Source organism: Aquabacterium sp. (assembly GCF_036279675.1).
Taxonomy (GTDB): Bacteria; Pseudomonadota; Gammaproteobacteria; order Burkholderiales; family Burkholderiaceae_C; genus Aquabacterium.
The window spans coordinates 1-15,322 of record NZ_DASUIS010000057.1 but is presented as its reverse complement, the minus strand read 5'-3'; the positions used below and the strand labels follow the sequence as shown (position 1 = coordinate 15,322).

Here is a 15,322-nt window from a genome sequence, read left to right as displayed (position 1 = left end):
GTTCTTCTCTTTCTCGTAGCGGTCTATCTTGCCCTGGTAGCTGGCCTTCTTGTCGTCCGGTGCCAGATCGCGCGCGAGCTCGGCCAGGGACTGCTTGGTGCTCTTGGCCTGAAAGAAATTCCATTGGTTGGACGCTTCCGTCTTCTTGATGGCGGCGTTGTTCTTGTACAGGCCAGCATTGGCCTGCGTGGCGCCACCCATGTAGGAAAACAGCGCTCCCACCGTGGCCAGCACGGCGGTGATCACGGCCAGTTGCCCGGCCATGCCTTCAGGTTCATGTTGGGCGCCGTGTTCAAGCGCGTGATCGTGCGGGCCGTGGACGTGAAAACCGTGACCGGACATGAGCGAGATCCTTCGTGGTGAGACAGGGGAGCGGTATTTTCCCTTGAATTCTCACCACGAAAGAGGGCCCGATGGGCAGCTTGCCTTAAAGCCGTTTCAAAGCTGATCGACCAGATCCGCCACCGTGCCAAACACATCGCGCTTGGTGCTGTCCATGTCGAGCGACACGCCCATGCGCACCACCACCAGCTGCTTGCTGGGCACGATGACCGTGAACTGCCCCAGGTGGCCCAGGAACATGACCGTGTCAGCCGGAATGCGGTTGATCAGGTCGGCGGGGATCTCCTTGGATGTGGGCTGGCGCCAGATGTAGCCACCGTATTCTGCGGTGGCAGGCGAGCCCGCCAGCAGGAAGTTCATGGCATTGGCGTTGATCAGCGTCTGACCTTGCCATTGCCCGCCCTGGCTGACCAGTTGCCCCAGGCGGAGCCAGTCGACCGGCCGCAAAATGCCCCGTGCACCACCCACGGGCGTGCCGGATGCATCAGGCTCGATGATGCCCTGGCGGATGCCCAGCGGCATCAGCAGGCGTTGCTGGTAGTAGTTGTACAGGGCCTGGTGGCTGCCCCCCAGGAGCTGCCTCATGCGCAGCATGGCGATGTTGGGGGAGCCCGTGGAGTAATTGAAAACCGTGCCCGGCGTGCTGGTGAGTGGGTGTTCGGCCGCCCAACTGCCTTCGTCCGCTTGCGAGAACAGCATGTCCGTGGTGTCGCCTGCGCCGGTGTAGCCCTCGGTCCAGGCCAGGCCTGGTGCCATGTTGAGCAACTGCTTCCAGGTGATGGTGGCCTTGGCGCTGCCGGACCATTGAGGCAGCCCCACAGGCGCGTCCAGGCTCAGGCGGCCATCGGTGGCCATGGCCCCGGCGATCAGCGCCGTGAGGGACTTGGTCATGGACCAGCCCAGTTGGGGCTGGTCACGGTTGTAGTCCTTGGCGTAGCGTTCGTGTATCAGTCGCCCCTTGTAAGCCACAAGGAAGGCGATCGAGTTCTTCTTCTGACTGACTTTACTGGTGGATTCGCTGAAGATCTGATCGCCACGCGCCTTGAGCAAGGCGAGCTGGCTGGCGCTCAGCCCGGTGGCATCGGCCGCAGCTTCACCCATGGGCCATGAATGGCTCGACGGCGCGGGCATGTCGATCGCCTTGAAGGGCTGTGCACGCACGGCCGCTTCAGTCGTGCCTGGCGGGACGATGGTGCAACCAAGGCCCTTGCGGTAGATGGCGGTGCGCGGGTTGGTGATGAAGGGCACCCAGCTGCGCACATTGACCTTGACGCCGGGGACGTAATCCACCATCCACACGGCCGACAGCGGCTGCACGACCGGCACGGTGTAGTACCAGCGCACACGGAGATAGTCATCCCGGCTTTGCATGGTCCGCGTGCACATCTCCAGGGCGGCATAGCCCGTGCCGGCGGGGATGTCGTCTATCAGGTTCGCTTGCGCGCCTTGCACGGCGAGCGCGGTCAGGCAGGCCAGCGCGAGGCGGCTGGCATGGCGACGGGTGACGGGGGTGTTGTCCATGGGCAGGCGCCTCCTCGGTTGGGTGGTTCTGGGTAGCGTTACGCGGGCAGAATTTATCTGGCCGCCTCGTGAACGCAACCGGGCACTTTCCCCGGGGTGTCGCCTGCTGTACCGCTTGTTTCGGGGGTCAGCCCCGACGGTAGGTCACAAAGGCGTAGTCGAAGTCGTTGGGCGCGGGCGCATGGTGCGCTTCGCGGGCGACTTCCTTGAACGCGGTCTTGTCCCAGATCGGGAAGAAGGCATCACCTTCGAAATCGCGGTCGATTTCGGTCAGCACGATCTCCTGCACGAGGGGCAGGGCCTCGGTGTAGATCTGCGCGCCACCGATGACGAAGGCTTTGTCTACCGAGCTGTCCAGCAAGGCCAGCGCGGCTTGCAGCGAGGGGGCGCTGTCGATGCCAGGCGCCGACCACGACGCGTTGCGCGTGATGACGATGTTGCGTCTGCCTGGCAGCGGGCGGCCGATGGAGTCATAGGTCTTGCGGCCCATGATGACCGGGCAACCCATGGTTGTGCGCTTGAAGAACTGCAGGTCTTCCGACAGGCGCCACAGCAGGGCGTTGTCCTTGCCGATGGCGCCATTGCGGGCGACGGCGGCGATCAGGCTGAGCGTGGTCATGTGTGCGTGTTCTCGCTCGCCGGATCAGACGGCCACGGGCGCCTTGATGGCGGGGTGGTGTGTGTACTCGAGCACCTCGAAGTCTTCGTACTCGTAGTCGAAGATCGAGTCAGGCTTGCGCTTGAGGTTGAGCAGCGGGTAAGGGTGCGGCGTGCGGCTGAGCTGCAGCTCGACCTGTTCGGTGTGGTTGCTGTAGATGTGGCAGTCACCGCCTGTCCAGATGAAGTCGCCCACATCCAGATCGCACTGCTGGGCCAGCATGTGGGTGAGCAGGGCGTAGCTCGCGATGTTGAACGGCACACCCAGGAAGATGTCGGCGCTGCGCTGGTACAGCTGGCAGCTCAGTTTGCCCTTGCCGCCTTCGGTCTGGGGCGGGGCCACGTAGAACTGGAAGAAGGCGTGGCAGGGCGGCAGCGCCATCTGGTCGATCAGGCCGGGGTTCCAGGCGCTGACGATGATGCGACGCGAATCAGGCGTGGTCTTGAGTTGCTTGACCACGTCGCTGATCTGGTCCACATGGCCGCCATCGGGCTTGGGCCAGCTGCGCCATTGCACGCCATACACGGGGCCGAGCGAGCCGTCTTCACGGGCCCATTCATCCCAGATGCTGACGCCACGCTCCTGCAGCCACTTGACGTTGTTGTCGCCGCGCAGGAACCACAGAAGTTCCACGATGATGGACTTGAGGTGCACCTTCTTGGTCGTGACCAGGGGAAAGCCTTCGCTCAGGTCGAAACGCATCTGGTGGCCGAACACGCTGCGCGTACCGGTGCCGGTGCGGTCGGTCTTGAGCACGCCGGTGGTGTGAACCAGGCGCATGAAGTCTTCGTATTGGCTGCGAACGGGGCGTGTCACGGGCGGGGCACCTCGAGAATGCAAAACAGCCGGGATTATCGCCCGGCTGTCGATCTGGCCCGCGGGAGGGCGGGCCGTTTTGGTGTGGCAGGCAGGTTCAGCGCGTGGCGGGTTGCTGCGCAGATGCCTGCTCGGGTTCGCGCAGGAAGATTTCCACGCGGCGGTTTTTCGCGCGGCCTTCTGCCGTGTCGTTGCTGGCAATCGGCTCGCGTTCACCGCGGCCTGCGGTTTCCACGCGGCTGGCTGGCACACCACGGTCGGTCAGGAAGTCCTTGACGCTGTCGGCACGTTCCTTGGACAAGGGGTTGTTCACCGAGTCGGAGCCTGTGCTGTCGGTATGGCCCACCACGCGCACGTGCATGCCGTTGCTGTCCTTGCTCAGGCCGCTGGCAAAGGTTTCCAGCACCGAGCGCAGTTCGGGTTTGATCGCAGCGCTACCTGTGGCGAACGAGATGTCGTTGGGGATGTTGACCTTCAGCTGGTTGTCCTGCGTGCGGGTCACTTCCACATCGGTGCCGCGGGTGGCTTGTTCCATGGCTTCACGCTGGGCCTGCATGCGCTTGGACCACACGTTGCCGGCCACCGCACCTGCGATGCCGCCGATGACGGCGCCAGTGGCCGCGTTCTTGCCAGCCACCTGGCCGATGATGGCGCCAGCGACGGCGCCAATGCCTGCACCTTGTGCGGTACCTCGCTGGGTTTCATCCATGTTGGCGCAACCGCCGAGCAGGATGGCCGAGCTGATGGCCGAAATCATGAGGGTGCGAGCGGGATTGAATGGGGTCATGTGGTTCAGTAGAGCACTCTTGCGAGCATGTATGGTTCAACGCAGCACTGCCTGCTCAGGCTGACAGGGCTTGCGGCGGGGGGGCGTCATGGCCAGCTTCGATCTGATCGAATTGCATGGCCGCGAGTTTGGCGTACAAGCCGTTGCGGGCCATCAGCTCGGCGTGGGTACCCACGTCGACAATGTGGCCGGCTTCCAGCACCACGATGCGGTCGGCGTTGACGACGGTGCTCAGGCGGTGGGCAATGACCAGGGTGGTGCGGTCCTTCATGGCTTCTTCCAGCGCGGCCTGCACGGCGCGTTCGCTCTCGGTGTCGAGCGCGCTGGTGGCTTCATCCAGCAGCAACAAGGGTGCGTTCTTGAGGATGGCGCGTGCAATGCTGATGCGCTGGCGCTGCCCGCCGGACAGGCGCACGCCGCGCTCGCCCAGGAAGGTGTGGTAGCCCTCGGGCAGGGCGCAGATGAAGTCGTGCGCGTGGGCAGCCTTGGCGGCGGCGGTGACCTGTTCGTCCGTGGCGTCAGGGCAGCCATAGCGGATGTTTTCGAGTGCCGTGGTCGAGAAGATGGTGCTGTCCTGCGGGACGATGCCGATGCGTTGGCGCAGCTCGTTCAAGGACAACTGGGTGACGGCCTCCCCATCGATCTCGATGCGGCCTGCTTGTGGGTCATAAAAACGCAGCAGCAACTGGAAGACGGTGCTCTTGCCGGCGCCGCTGGGGCCGACCAGGGCCACGGTCTCGCCGGGGTTGACCAGCAGGTTGAAGTCTTCCAGCGCGGTTTGATGGGGGCGGGAAGGGTAGTTGAAGTGCAGCCCCGACAAGCTGACGCGAGAGCCGCTTCTCGGTGCGGGCAGTGGTTTGGGCTGAGCGGGCTCCTGAATGGGGGAGCGGGCAGCGAGCAACTCCATCAGGCGCTCGGTGGCGCCGGCGGCACGCAGGATGTCGCCATAGACCTCGGACAGCGCTGCCACGGAACTCAGCAGCAGGATCACGTACACCACCGTCTGGCCCATGTGGCCGGCGGTGATCTTGCCGTCCAGCACGGCCTGGGTGCCTTGATACAGCCCCCACAGCAAGGCACCGGTGGTGGCGCTGATGATGAAGGCCACGAGCACGGCGCGTGCACGGATGCGGCGCTCACCCGTCTTGAAGGCGCTCTCGGTGGCCTTGACGAAGCGCTGCGCTTCACGCCCCTCGGCGGTGTAGCTCTGGACCACCGGCACGGCATTGAGCACCTCGGCGGCGATGGCGCTGGAGTCCGCCACGCGGTCCTGGCTGGCGCGAGACAGTTTGCGCACGCGGCGGCCATAGATGATGGCGGGCATGACCACCAGGACCAGGCCACCCAGTACCTGCGCCATCACATAGGGGTTGGTGATGATCAGCATGGTCAATGCACCGACGGCCATGATGGCGTTGCGCAGGCCCATGGAGACGCTGGTGCCCACCACGGTCTGGATCAGGGTGGTGTCGGCTGTCAGGCGCGAGAGGATTTCGCCGCTTTGCGTGGTCTCGAAAAATTCGGGGCTTTGCTTGAGCACGTGCCCGTAAACGGCGCTCTTGATATCGGCGGTGATGCGTTCACCCAGCCAGGTCACCGAGTAATAGCGCGACGCAGAGAACACGCCCAGCGCCACACCCACGCCAAACAGGGCCAGGAAATGCTCGCGCATGGCCATCACCCGCTGGCCCGGATCGGCCGACACCATGCCCTGGTCGATCAGGGTGCGCAGGGCAATCGGCAACACCAGGGTGGTCAGCGCCGCCAGCAGCAGGAACACGCCCGCCATCGCGATGCGCATCTTGTAAGGCCGCAGGAAGGGCTTGAGATCCTGGAGCGATCTGACGGACTTGCCTTTGGGCGGTTGACTGCTGGACGCGCTGGACATGTTGGCGGGGTGTTCGTGAAAGTTGTCCCATTATCATGCCTTGACAATATTTGCGTAGGCAAATAAATTAACGCCATGACTGATTCGTCAACTACTTCAAACGAAGCCCCCGAGGGGCCAACGCCACCGGCACCGATCTACATCAAGGGCAACTGGAAGCGTGAGAACAGCTTTGGCTACCTGATGCGCCGTGTGGTGCAGATGATGGTGGGCGTGGTGGACAAACGCCTGGACAGCCATGGCCTGACCCAGGCCCAGTGGACCCCCATGTTCATGATCAGCAAGGGCGAGTGCAACACGCTGGCGGCCTTGTCGCGAGAGCTGCAACTGGATGCCGGTGCCCTGACCCGCACCCTGGATCGCCTGGAAGCCAAGGGCTTGTGCAAGCGTGTGCGCTCCACCGAGGACCGCCGTGTCGTGCACCTGAGCCTGACCGAAGAAGGTGAAACGGCCATCGCACCCGTGCCCGGCGTGCTGTGCGATGTCTCCAATGCCTTGCTGGAGGGCTTCACCCAGGAAGAGTGGCAGACCCTGATGGTCCTGCTGCGCCGCATTCTGGCCAACGCCGAAAACCTGCGTGATGCGGCCGAGGCCGAGCGCCACGCCTGAAGCCTCGCCTGAGCCGACAAGATCCCCGCTGGAGTAGTGCCCATGTTCGATCGATTCTCACGCCGTCGCCAGGCGTGGCTGATGCCTGTTTCCGTGCTGGCGCTGGCCAGCCTGACGGCTTGTTCCACCCATCAGGACATCCAGCCTGCCTTGCGCGCACTGGATGCCGACAAACTGGGCGTGCGCAGCGCGCAAGCAGTCGAAGTGACGGCGCAGGTGCCCCCCTGGTGGGAAGGCTACGAAGACAGGCAGCTCAATGCCTTGATGGCCAAGGCCCTGGCTGACAGCCCCAATCTCCAGATGGCACAGGCGCGTCTGCGTCGCGTGGAGGCGCTGGAGTCCATCGCGCGCGGCAACGACAAGCCGCAGATCCAGGCCAAGGCCGAGGTCGATCGCCAGAAGTTCTCCCGCCATGGCATGTACCCGCCACCCATCGCGGGCTCGTCATTGACCTCGGGGACCTTGCAGGTGGAAGGCTCATGGGAGCTGGACCTGTTTGGCCGCCAACGCGCCGAGATCGAGTCCCTGATCGGGCAAAAGCGCGCGGCACAGGCCGATGTCCGGACCGCTGGCCTGGTGCTGTCGTGGCAGGTGGCCCGAGCCTACCTGGAGCTGGGGCGCGCGCAGTTCCAGCGTGAGATCAGCGTACGGACCCTGGCACAGCGCGAAGAGATGCTGAAGCTGATTCGCCAGCGCGTGCAGGCCGGGCTGGACACGGCCGTCGAGCTCAAGCAAGGCGAGGGCGCTTTGCCCGATGCCCGCGCGCAAGTCGAGTCCTGGGATGAAGAGCTTGTGAAGATGCGCCATGCGCTGGCCTATCTGACCGGGCAGTCGCCGCAGGCCTTGGATCAACTGCTGGTCAAGGACGTGGTCGAGCCCTTGCCTGTGCCAGATCACATCCCCGTGGACCTGCTGGCCCGGCGCGCCGACGTGATGGCGGCCCTGTGGCGTGCGCAAGCGGCAGGCCACCAGGTCGATTCGGCGCGTGCCTTGTTCTATCCGAACGTGGATCTGGTCAGCTATGCCGGCTACAACTCGATCGGCCTGGATCAACTGCTGAAGCCCACCAGTCTGCAATGGGGCCTGATGCCCGCGATCCATCTGCCTTTGTTTGACGCCGACAAGCGCGTGGCCAATCTGCAAGGCAAGGTGGCCGATCACGACGTGGCCCTGGCCACTTACAACCAGACGGTGTTGCAGGCTGTGCAGGACGTGGCAGACCAGATCGCCGGTTCTCAATCGGCGGCGCGGCAGCGGCAGGAGCAAAAGCTGGCCCAGCAGAGCGCCGAGGCGGCCTACAAGCTGGCCGTGGAGCGATACCAGGCTGGCCTGAGCGGCTACCTGACCGTGCTCAGTGCCGAGTCCAACGTGCTGGCGCAACGCCACAAGGCCATCGATCTGCTGGCCCACGCCCTGGATGCGCAGATCAACCTGATCCGAGCCCTGGGCGGCAGCTTGCAAGCCGAGCAGCCCGGCTCCCCCACCGCTTCTTCCGACAACAAACAAGCCGCCACGCAGGCCGGAGACCGTTCATGAGCAACGTTGCCAACACCCCATCCAACGATGACAACGCGCAAGCCGCACCTGCACGCAAGAAAGCCCTGACGGCGATCGCATTGGCCGTGCTGCTGGGCGGTGGCGCTTACGGGGCCTACTACGCGCTGGTGGCCAACCATTACGAACACACCGACAACGCCTATGTGCAGGCCAATGTCGTGCAGATCACGCCGCAAGTGGCCGGCACCGTGCTGGCCATCAACGCCGATGACACCGACATGGTCAAGGCCGGGCAGTTGCTGGTCAGGCTGGATGCCGCCGATGCCCAGGTGGCACTGGATCAGGCCCAGGCTCAACTGGCGCAGACCGTGCGTGAAGTGCGAACCCTGTTTGCCAACAACGGCAGCTTGCAATCACAGATCCAGGCGCGCCAGGCCGATGTGGCCAAGGCCCAGAACGAAGTGGCCCGCGCGCAGGACGATGTGAACCGCCGTGCGCCCTTGCTGGCCAGCGGTGCGGTGGGCAAGGAAGAACTCAACCATGCGCAGTCCCAACTGGCTGCGGCGCGCAGCACGTTGGCAGCGGCCGAATCGGCCTTGAGCACGGCCCGCGAGCAACTGGCGTCCAACCAGTCCCTGACGGACGGCACCTCGGTGGAGCTGCACCCCAATGTGCAACGTGCCGCGGCCCGTGTGCGTGAGGCTTACCTGGCGCTCAAGCGCGTGGCCCTGGTCGCACCAGTCGATGGCTATGTGGCCAAGCGCAGCGTGCAGGTGGGCCAGCGCGTGCCAGCAGGGTCACCCCTGATGACCGTGGTCGCGCTGGATCAGCCCTGGGTGGACGCCAACTTCAAGGAAAGCCAGTTGCAGCGCGTGCGCATTGGCCAGCCAGCTACCTTGACGGCCGACGTCTACGGCCAGAAGGTGGTCTATCACGGCACCGTGGCTGGCCTGGGGGCCGGCACGGGGGCGGCGTTTGCGCTGTTGCCTGCCCAGAACGCCACGGGCAACTGGATCAAGATCGTGCAGCGCGTCCCGGTGCGCGTGACCTTGCAGGCCGATGAGGTCAAGGCGCATCCGCTGCGTGTGGGCCTGTCGATGGAGGTCGAGGTGGATGTGGCCAAACAGGACGGCCAGATGCTGGCGCAGGCTCAACGCACGCAGGCCGTCGCCCAGACCACCGTGTTCGATGATCTGCAAAAAGATGCCGACAAGCTGGTGGACCGCATCATCTCGACCAATCTGGGGCGCACGGTTCATGTGGGTGCAGCCGCGCATGCCGTGAGCAAGGGAGCCTGAGTTGAGCGCCGCGCCGTCGCATGCGCACAAGCCGCTGCAGGGGGGTGACCTGATCCTGGGCACGGTGGCCCTGTCTCTGGCCACCTTCATGAACGTGCTGGATTCGTCCATCGCCAACGTGTCGCTGCCGGCCATTGCGGGCAACCTGGGCGTCAGCCCGACGCAAGGCACCTGGGTGATCACGAGCTTTGGCGTGTCCAACGCGATCTCGGTGCCGCTCACAGGCTGGCTGACGCAACGCTTCGGTGCGGTGCGCCTGTTCACCTTGAGCGTGCTCCTGTTCGTGCTGGCCTCCTGGATGTGCGGTCTGGCGTCTTCGCTGGAGATGTTGATTGCGTTCCGGGTGCTGCAGGGCCTGGTGGCCGGGCCGATGATCCCGCTGTCGCAAACCTTGTTGCTCAGCAGCTATCCGCCAGCCAAGGCGGGGATGGCGCTGGCGATGTGGGCCATGACCACGCTGGTAGCGCCCGTGACCGGGCCCTTGCTGGGTGGCTGGATCACGGACAACATGTCCTGGCCCTGGATCTTCTACATCAACATCCCCGTGGGACTGGGGGCTGCACTGGTGACCTGGCGCATCTACGCGAAGCGCGAGACCCCGACACAAAAGCTGCCCATCGATACGGTGGGCCTGTCGCTGCTGGTGATGTGGGTGGGCGCCTTGCAGATCATGCTCGACAAGGGCAAGGAGCTGGACTGGTTCGAGAGCAACCAGATCGTGATCCTCGGGCTCGTGGCGTTGATCGGCTTTGCTGTCTTCGTGGTGTGGGAGTTGACGCAGGAGCACCCGGTGGTGGACCTGCGCCTGTTTGCCAGCCGCAACTTCCTGTTTGGCGTGATGGCGCTGTCCGTGGCCTATGGCCTGTTCTTCGGCAACGTGGTGCTGCTGCCAATGTGGTTGCAGCAGTACATGGGCTACACGGCTTCGGTGGCCGGCATGGCGGTGGCGCCCGTGGGCTTGCTGGCCATTCTGTTGTCACCCATCGTTGGCAAGAACGTGACCAAGGTGGACCCGCGCTGGCTGGCCACGGTGGCGTTCTCCGGCTTTGCGCTGGTGATGTGGATGCGCTCGCACTTCAACACCTTGGTGGACTTCAATCACATCCTGGTGCCCACGATCCTGCAAGGTGGGGCGATCGCGTTCTTCTTCATCCCCTTGAGCGCGATCACGCTCAATGGCCTGACACCGGATCGCATTCCCGCCGCATCGGGCTTGAGCAATTTCGTGCGGATCACGGCGGGTGCCATGGGCACGTCCACCGTGGCCACGATCTGGGAGAACCGCGCCACGCTGCATCATGTGCACATGGTGGAGAAGGTGTCTCGTACCGATCCCGGCGCGATGGACGGGCTCAATGCCTTGATGAACACGGGCATGAGCTTCGAGCAGGCCGCCGCGCAGATCACCAGAATGATCGACCAGCAAGCCTTCACACGGGCTGCTGATGACGTCTATCTGGCTTCCTCATTCCTGTTCCTGTGCCTGATCCCGATCGTGTGGCTGGCCAAACCCAAGCGGTCGGCTGCGGCGGTGGATGCGGGCGGGGCGCATTGATCAGCTTGGACCAGGCCCCAGCCAGAGTCAGCGCGGGATGGCGTAGTTGGCGTCGGTCATCAGATCGACGCCACACGACAGGCCTTCCACCCATTCGATGAACTGCTTGACGGCCGCGCCTTGCAGGGGCGCACCGTGCTGCGGCACGATCATGTCGATGGGCAACTGGCGCACCATGCGGGCCCAGAAGCGCAGGATCTTGTTGGACACCATGTAGCGGCGGTGGAAGGCTTCCATGCCCGGCGGCATGGGCGACAACGAGGTGATGATCTGCTGGGCCTGCTTGCCCGCCATCAGTGACACGCCCAAGTCGCCTGAGAACAGGATGCGGCTGATCGGGTCATAGAACTGGAAGTTGCCCTCGGCATGCATGAAGTGCGCGGGCAGCGCGAGCAGTTCGCTGTTGCCAATCTGAATGCGCATGCCGGAGTCGGGCATGCCGATCACGCGGCCCGTGGTCTTGCCGGGCTTGCAGAAGTGGGGCACGAAGCGCTCCCACAGCGTGGACACATACAGCTTGGCGTCCGGTGTGGCGGTCATCCAGCGGTCCAGCGCGGCGATGATGTCCGGATCGGCATGAGATGCCAGGATGGCAGACAGGCGAGACGGTGCGAAGTGCCGCGTCATCGCCAGGTAAAGCTCGCTGTAGGCCAGGTTGCCGCCCGGGTCGATGATGGCGCCGGTGTCATCGTTGACGATGAGGAACTGGTTGGCCTGAACCGCGCCGCCCCCTTCGTCACAAAGGTCGGAAAACATCAGGCACACGTGCCCCTTGTGGCGAAACAGTTCGTACGGCATGGTCTTTCTCGGTGAAGGGCCAGCTTAGGTGCGCCAGTCTGGCTTGGCGTTAACCCACATCAAGCCTGAAGGGCTTTACCGATGAAGTTTGTGCGTTTGTGGCGAAAACCGCAAGCGTCAAAGACCGATGCCAAATGCCTGCCGTACGCCAGACAGTGCGTCAGGTTGATCGCAATGCACGACCACGCGTTGCGGCATGCTGCGCAACCAGGTGATCTGGCGTTTGGCGAGCTGACGCGTGGCGGCGATGCCCTTGTCCATCACGTCCTTGAGCACCACCGGGTTGCTCAGGTCCTGCCCGGCATCCAGTGCTTCCCAGACCTGTCTGTAGCCCACGCATCGGATGGCGGGCAGGCCCACATGCAGGTCGGGGCGTTGGCGCAAGCGCTTCACCTCGTCGATGAAGCCAGCTTGCATCATCAGCTCGAAGCGCTGCGCCACGCGTTGATGCAGCCAGGCGCGCTCCGTCGGCTCCAGCGAGACCAGGATGGCGTCGTGCTGTGGCGCATCCTGCTTGCTGGCGCGTTGATGAAAGCTGGACAAGGGCTGACCGGTGCTGTGCCAGACCTCCAGCGCGCGCTGGATGCGTTGGGTGTCACCCGGTGCCAGGCGTGCGGCGGTGAGGGGGTCCACCTTGGCCAGCTCGGCATGCATCGCAGGTGTGCCGCGCTCGGCCATCTGCGCGTCCAGCATGGCGCGGATGGCCGGGTCAGCCGATGGCATGTCGTCCAGGCCTTCGAGCAGGGCCTTGATGTAGAGCATGGTGCCGCCCACCAGCAGGGGTGTGCGGCCTCGTGCACGGATCTCGCCGATCAGGCGGTGGGTGTCCTGCACGAAGCGGGCGGCGCTGTAGCTTTCAGTGGGGTCCAGGATATCGATGAGGTGGTGCGGGACGGCGGCCATCTCCTGGGCCGAGGGCTTGGCGGTGCCGATGTCCATGCCCTTGTAGATCAGGGCCGAATCCACGCTGATGATCTCGATGTCCACATCCTGCGCGAGCGCCAGGGCGGCGGCCGTCTTGCCGCAAGCGGTGGGGCCGGCGAGGATCCAGGTGGGGGGCGTCGTCATCGTCACCTCTTGTTCACGCAGCGTGCGCAACGTGGTGGCCATCACGCTGTACACGGCCAAGTGCAACCCAGGCGGTCAAGGCCCCGCCGATGCCCATGCCCAAGGTCATCGGGTGGATGGTGCCGGCCCAGGCGGGCAGCGAGGTCCACCAGGACATGAAGGCGCCGATCATGAAGGCGATGCTCGACAGCACAAAGCCCGACAGGGCCGAGGCTGCGCCCGCCTGTGTGGGGAAGGCAGAGACCACGCCCGTCTGGCCGCAAGGCTGGTGGATGCCGTGCGCAAAGGCGTACAGCCACATGCCCGGCAGCAAGCTCCAGGCTGGCACATGCCAATCCCCAAGCCACTGCGCCACTGACACCAGTACCAGCGCCGTACCGCCTGCCAGCGAGCACCAGCCTGCCATGCGAACCGTGCCCACCAGACCTCGACGCGGCAGCAAGCGGCGGCACAGGAAGGTGCCCATCAGGTAGGACAAGGACAGGGTGGACATGCCCAGGCCGTAGACCGTTCGGCTGGTGCCCAGCACATCGATGAACACAAACGACGACAACGCCAGGTAGACAAAGAGCCCGCCGTAGGTGGAAGAGGTCAGCATGGCGTGCGCGCGGAACGTCGGGTGCTTCGAGATCTGCCACCAGTTGCGTGCCATGGTGCCCCAGTGCAGATGGTGCTGGCGGCGTTCATCGGGCAGGGTTTCGGGCAGACGCGTCCAGATGAAGGCCCAGGTGGCCAGACCGAACAGCCCCAACAGGCCCATCGTGGCTCGCCAGCCGAAGTGGGTGGCGGTCAGCCCGCCCAGGATGGGGCCGGCCAGCGCCAGGACGCCCAGACCACTCATGCCTTTGGCCATCATGCGTGCGCCTTGTTCGGGCACATACAGATCTCGGATCATGGCGCGGCCACACATCACGGCGGCCGACAGGCTGGCGCCTTGCGCCACGCGCGCCAGGATCATCATGCTCAGGTCGTGCGCGACCATGGTCAGACCGCTGGCCAGCACGTAAAAGCCCAGCCCCCAGCGCAGCACAGGTCTGCGACCAAATCGGTCCGAGATCGGCCCCCAGATCAATTGCCCGAAGCCGAAGGCCAGGATCATGGCCGACAGCGTCCACTGCACATGCGACGGGTCCAGCCCCAACTCGCGCTGCATCTGAGGCAGGGCGGGCAGGTACAGATCGGTGGTGATGGGCTGCAGACCCGTGAGCAGGCTCAGGGCCGTGATCACCACCCAGGCGGGCAGTGTGCGGTCAGCACCCGTGTGCTCAGAAACGCTCATCAGGCCTCAGGAAACGCCATTGGCCCAGTGGCAGCTTGCCCAGGGTGATGCGGCCCATGCGCACGCGCTTGAGGCCCACCACCTTGAGCCCAACGAGCTCGCACATGCGGCGGATCTGGCGCTTGCGGCCTTCACGCAGCACGAAGCGCAATTGCTGCTCGTTCTGCCAGGACACCTGCGCGGGCTTGAGTTGACGCCCGTCGAGTTCCAGGCCGAACTTCAGTTGTTCGATGGCTTCGGGTGGCACCACGGCAGAGACGTTCTCGGCCTCGGGTTCCGCTTCATAGACCACACGCACCAGGTATTCCTTTTCGACGCCGGAGTCCTCGCCAATCAGCTGCTTGGCCACGCGACCATCCTGCGTGAGCACGAGCAGGCCGGTGGAGTCGATGTCCAGCCGGCCGGCGGGTGCCAGGTTCTTCAGGTGACCGCGTGTCAGCTGCACGGGGAGCTTGTCATCGTGCCAGCGGTTCTCTGGCCGGATCAGGGCCACGGCGGGTTCATAGCCATCTTCAGCCTGGCCACTCACATAGCCAATCGGCTTGTGGATCAAGATGGTGACGCGCTGGGCTTGTTGCGTGCGTGCCAGCGGGTCGATGGTGATGACCTGATGCGGGAACACGCGCGTGCCGAGTTCGCTCACGACCTCGCCATCGACGCTGACCCAGCCTTGCTCGATCCACTCGTCGGCTTCGCGGCGAGAGGCCAGGCCTTTTTCGCTCATGAGCTTGGACAGGCGCAGACGGCCATCGTCCTCGCGGGGCTCGACAGGGGCCTGGGGGGGGCGTGGCGCGTCGTAGCCTTGCGAGGCGCGTGTGGCCGAGTGGCCGTCGGCACGGCGATGGTCGCGGCGTGGGGCTTGCTCGGGGCGCTCGTCTTGATATGGCGCGCGGTCGGGCGTGCGGCCTCGATCAGTGCCGCCGCGTGGGGTCTGATCTCGGCGCGGTGCGGCGCGGCGATCGCCTTGTGGTGCCTGGCGCGGGTCGCGATGTGGCTCATCGCGGAAGTCGCCGCGATCACCTCGAGGGGCGCCTCGGCCTTCGCCACGATCCTCTCCACGGTAGGCGCCACGCTCCTGGCTGGGCGCCTGACGGGGATCTCGGCGCGGCGCTTGTTCGTCACGCCGTGGCGCGGCGCGTTCGCGTGCAGCCGCTTCTTCGCGGGCCTGCGCGGCTTCAGCCGCCGACATGCGCTTGCGCGGTGCCG

14 protein-coding genes are annotated in these 15,322 nt (G+C 64.8%); 4 read left to right on the top strand and 10 right to left on the bottom strand.

Annotation, left to right across the window (positions count from 1 at the left end; translation table 11 throughout):
* From VFW93_RS06970 to VFW93_RS06945, 6 genes are all read right to left on the bottom strand, one after another.
* Positions 1 to 342: DUF4337 family protein (locus VFW93_RS06970; protein WP_329693267.1), on the bottom strand; the 342-nt coding region annotated here is incomplete at its 3' end.
* A gap of 96 nt (positions 343 to 438) precedes the next feature.
* A complete protein-coding gene (locus VFW93_RS06965; protein ID WP_329693266.1) occupies positions 439 to 1,863 on the bottom strand; it encodes a serine hydrolase domain-containing protein in 1,425 nt (474 codons plus the stop codon).
* A 127-nt stretch (positions 1,864 to 1,990) separates the two neighbouring features.
* Entirely contained in the window at positions 1,991 to 2,482 is a 492-nt protein-coding gene (locus VFW93_RS06960) for a dihydrofolate reductase (protein WP_329693265.1), read from the bottom strand.
* A gap of 24 nt (positions 2,483 to 2,506) precedes the next feature.
* Positions 2,507 to 3,337 (bottom strand): thymidylate synthase, encoded by an 831-nt coding sequence (locus VFW93_RS06955; RefSeq protein ID WP_329693264.1) that lies wholly within the window; start codon positions 3,335 to 3,337, stop codon positions 2,507 to 2,509.
* A gap of 97 nt (positions 3,338 to 3,434) precedes the next feature.
* Complete coding sequence (locus VFW93_RS06950) at positions 3,435 to 4,124, bottom strand: OmpA family protein (RefSeq protein WP_329693263.1); 690 nt, start codon at positions 4,122 to 4,124, stop codon at positions 3,435 to 3,437.
* 55 nt (positions 4,125 to 4,179) lie between these two features.
* Positions 4,180 to 6,012: an ABC transporter transmembrane domain-containing protein gene (locus tag VFW93_RS06945; RefSeq protein WP_329693262.1), complete on the bottom strand. Its 1,833-nt coding sequence runs from the start codon at positions 6,010 to 6,012 to the stop codon at positions 4,180 to 4,182.
* 75 nt (positions 6,013 to 6,087) lie between these two features.
* On the opposite strand from VFW93_RS06945, the gene VFW93_RS06940 reads away from it, so the two are divergent.
* The 4 genes from VFW93_RS06940 to VFW93_RS06925 all read left to right on the top strand — a co-directional run bounded on the left by VFW93_RS06940 (position 6,088) and on the right by VFW93_RS06925 (position 10,971).
* Positions 6,088 to 6,621, top strand: coding sequence for a MarR family transcriptional regulator (locus VFW93_RS06940; protein WP_329693261.1), 534 nt, complete (start codon positions 6,088 to 6,090; stop codon positions 6,619 to 6,621).
* A 42-nt stretch (positions 6,622 to 6,663) separates the two neighbouring features.
* Positions 6,664 to 8,157: an efflux transporter outer membrane subunit gene (locus VFW93_RS06935; RefSeq protein ID WP_329693260.1), complete on the top strand. Its 1,494-nt coding sequence runs from the start codon at positions 6,664 to 6,666 to the stop codon at positions 8,155 to 8,157.
* Positions 8,154 to 9,416: an HlyD family efflux transporter periplasmic adaptor subunit gene (locus VFW93_RS06930; RefSeq protein WP_329693259.1), complete on the top strand. Its 1,263-nt coding sequence runs from the start codon at positions 8,154 to 8,156 to the stop codon at positions 9,414 to 9,416. Before VFW93_RS06935 ends, VFW93_RS06930 begins: the two co-directional genes overlap by 4 nt.
* 88 nt (positions 9,417 to 9,504) lie before the next feature.
* Complete coding sequence (locus VFW93_RS06925) at positions 9,505 to 10,971, top strand: DHA2 family efflux MFS transporter permease subunit (protein WP_414639612.1); 1,467 nt, start codon at positions 9,505 to 9,507, stop codon at positions 10,969 to 10,971.
* A 27-nt stretch (positions 10,972 to 10,998) separates the two neighbouring features.
* Here the strand turns inward: VFW93_RS06925 and VFW93_RS06920 are convergent, their stop codons facing one another.
* The 4 genes from VFW93_RS06920 to VFW93_RS06905 all read right to left on the bottom strand — a co-directional run.
* Positions 10,999 to 11,769, bottom strand: a complete 771-nt coding sequence (locus VFW93_RS06920) for an MBL fold metallo-hydrolase (RefSeq protein WP_329693257.1) — start codon at positions 11,767 to 11,769, stop codon at positions 10,999 to 11,001.
* A gap of 117 nt (positions 11,770 to 11,886) precedes the next feature.
* Positions 11,887 to 12,837, bottom strand: coding sequence for a tRNA (adenosine(37)-N6)-dimethylallyltransferase MiaA (gene miaA / locus VFW93_RS06915; protein ID WP_329693256.1), 951 nt, complete (start codon positions 12,835 to 12,837; stop codon positions 11,887 to 11,889).
* 13 nt (positions 12,838 to 12,850) lie between these two features.
* Positions 12,851 to 14,116, bottom strand: a complete 1,266-nt coding sequence (locus VFW93_RS06910) for a multidrug effflux MFS transporter (protein WP_329693255.1) — start codon at positions 14,114 to 14,116, stop codon at positions 12,851 to 12,853.
* Positions 14,103 to 15,322 (bottom strand): pseudouridine synthase (locus VFW93_RS06905; RefSeq protein WP_329693254.1); only part of this gene is annotated, 1,220 nt, incomplete at its 5' end. The genes VFW93_RS06910 and VFW93_RS06905, both read right to left, overlap by 14 nt.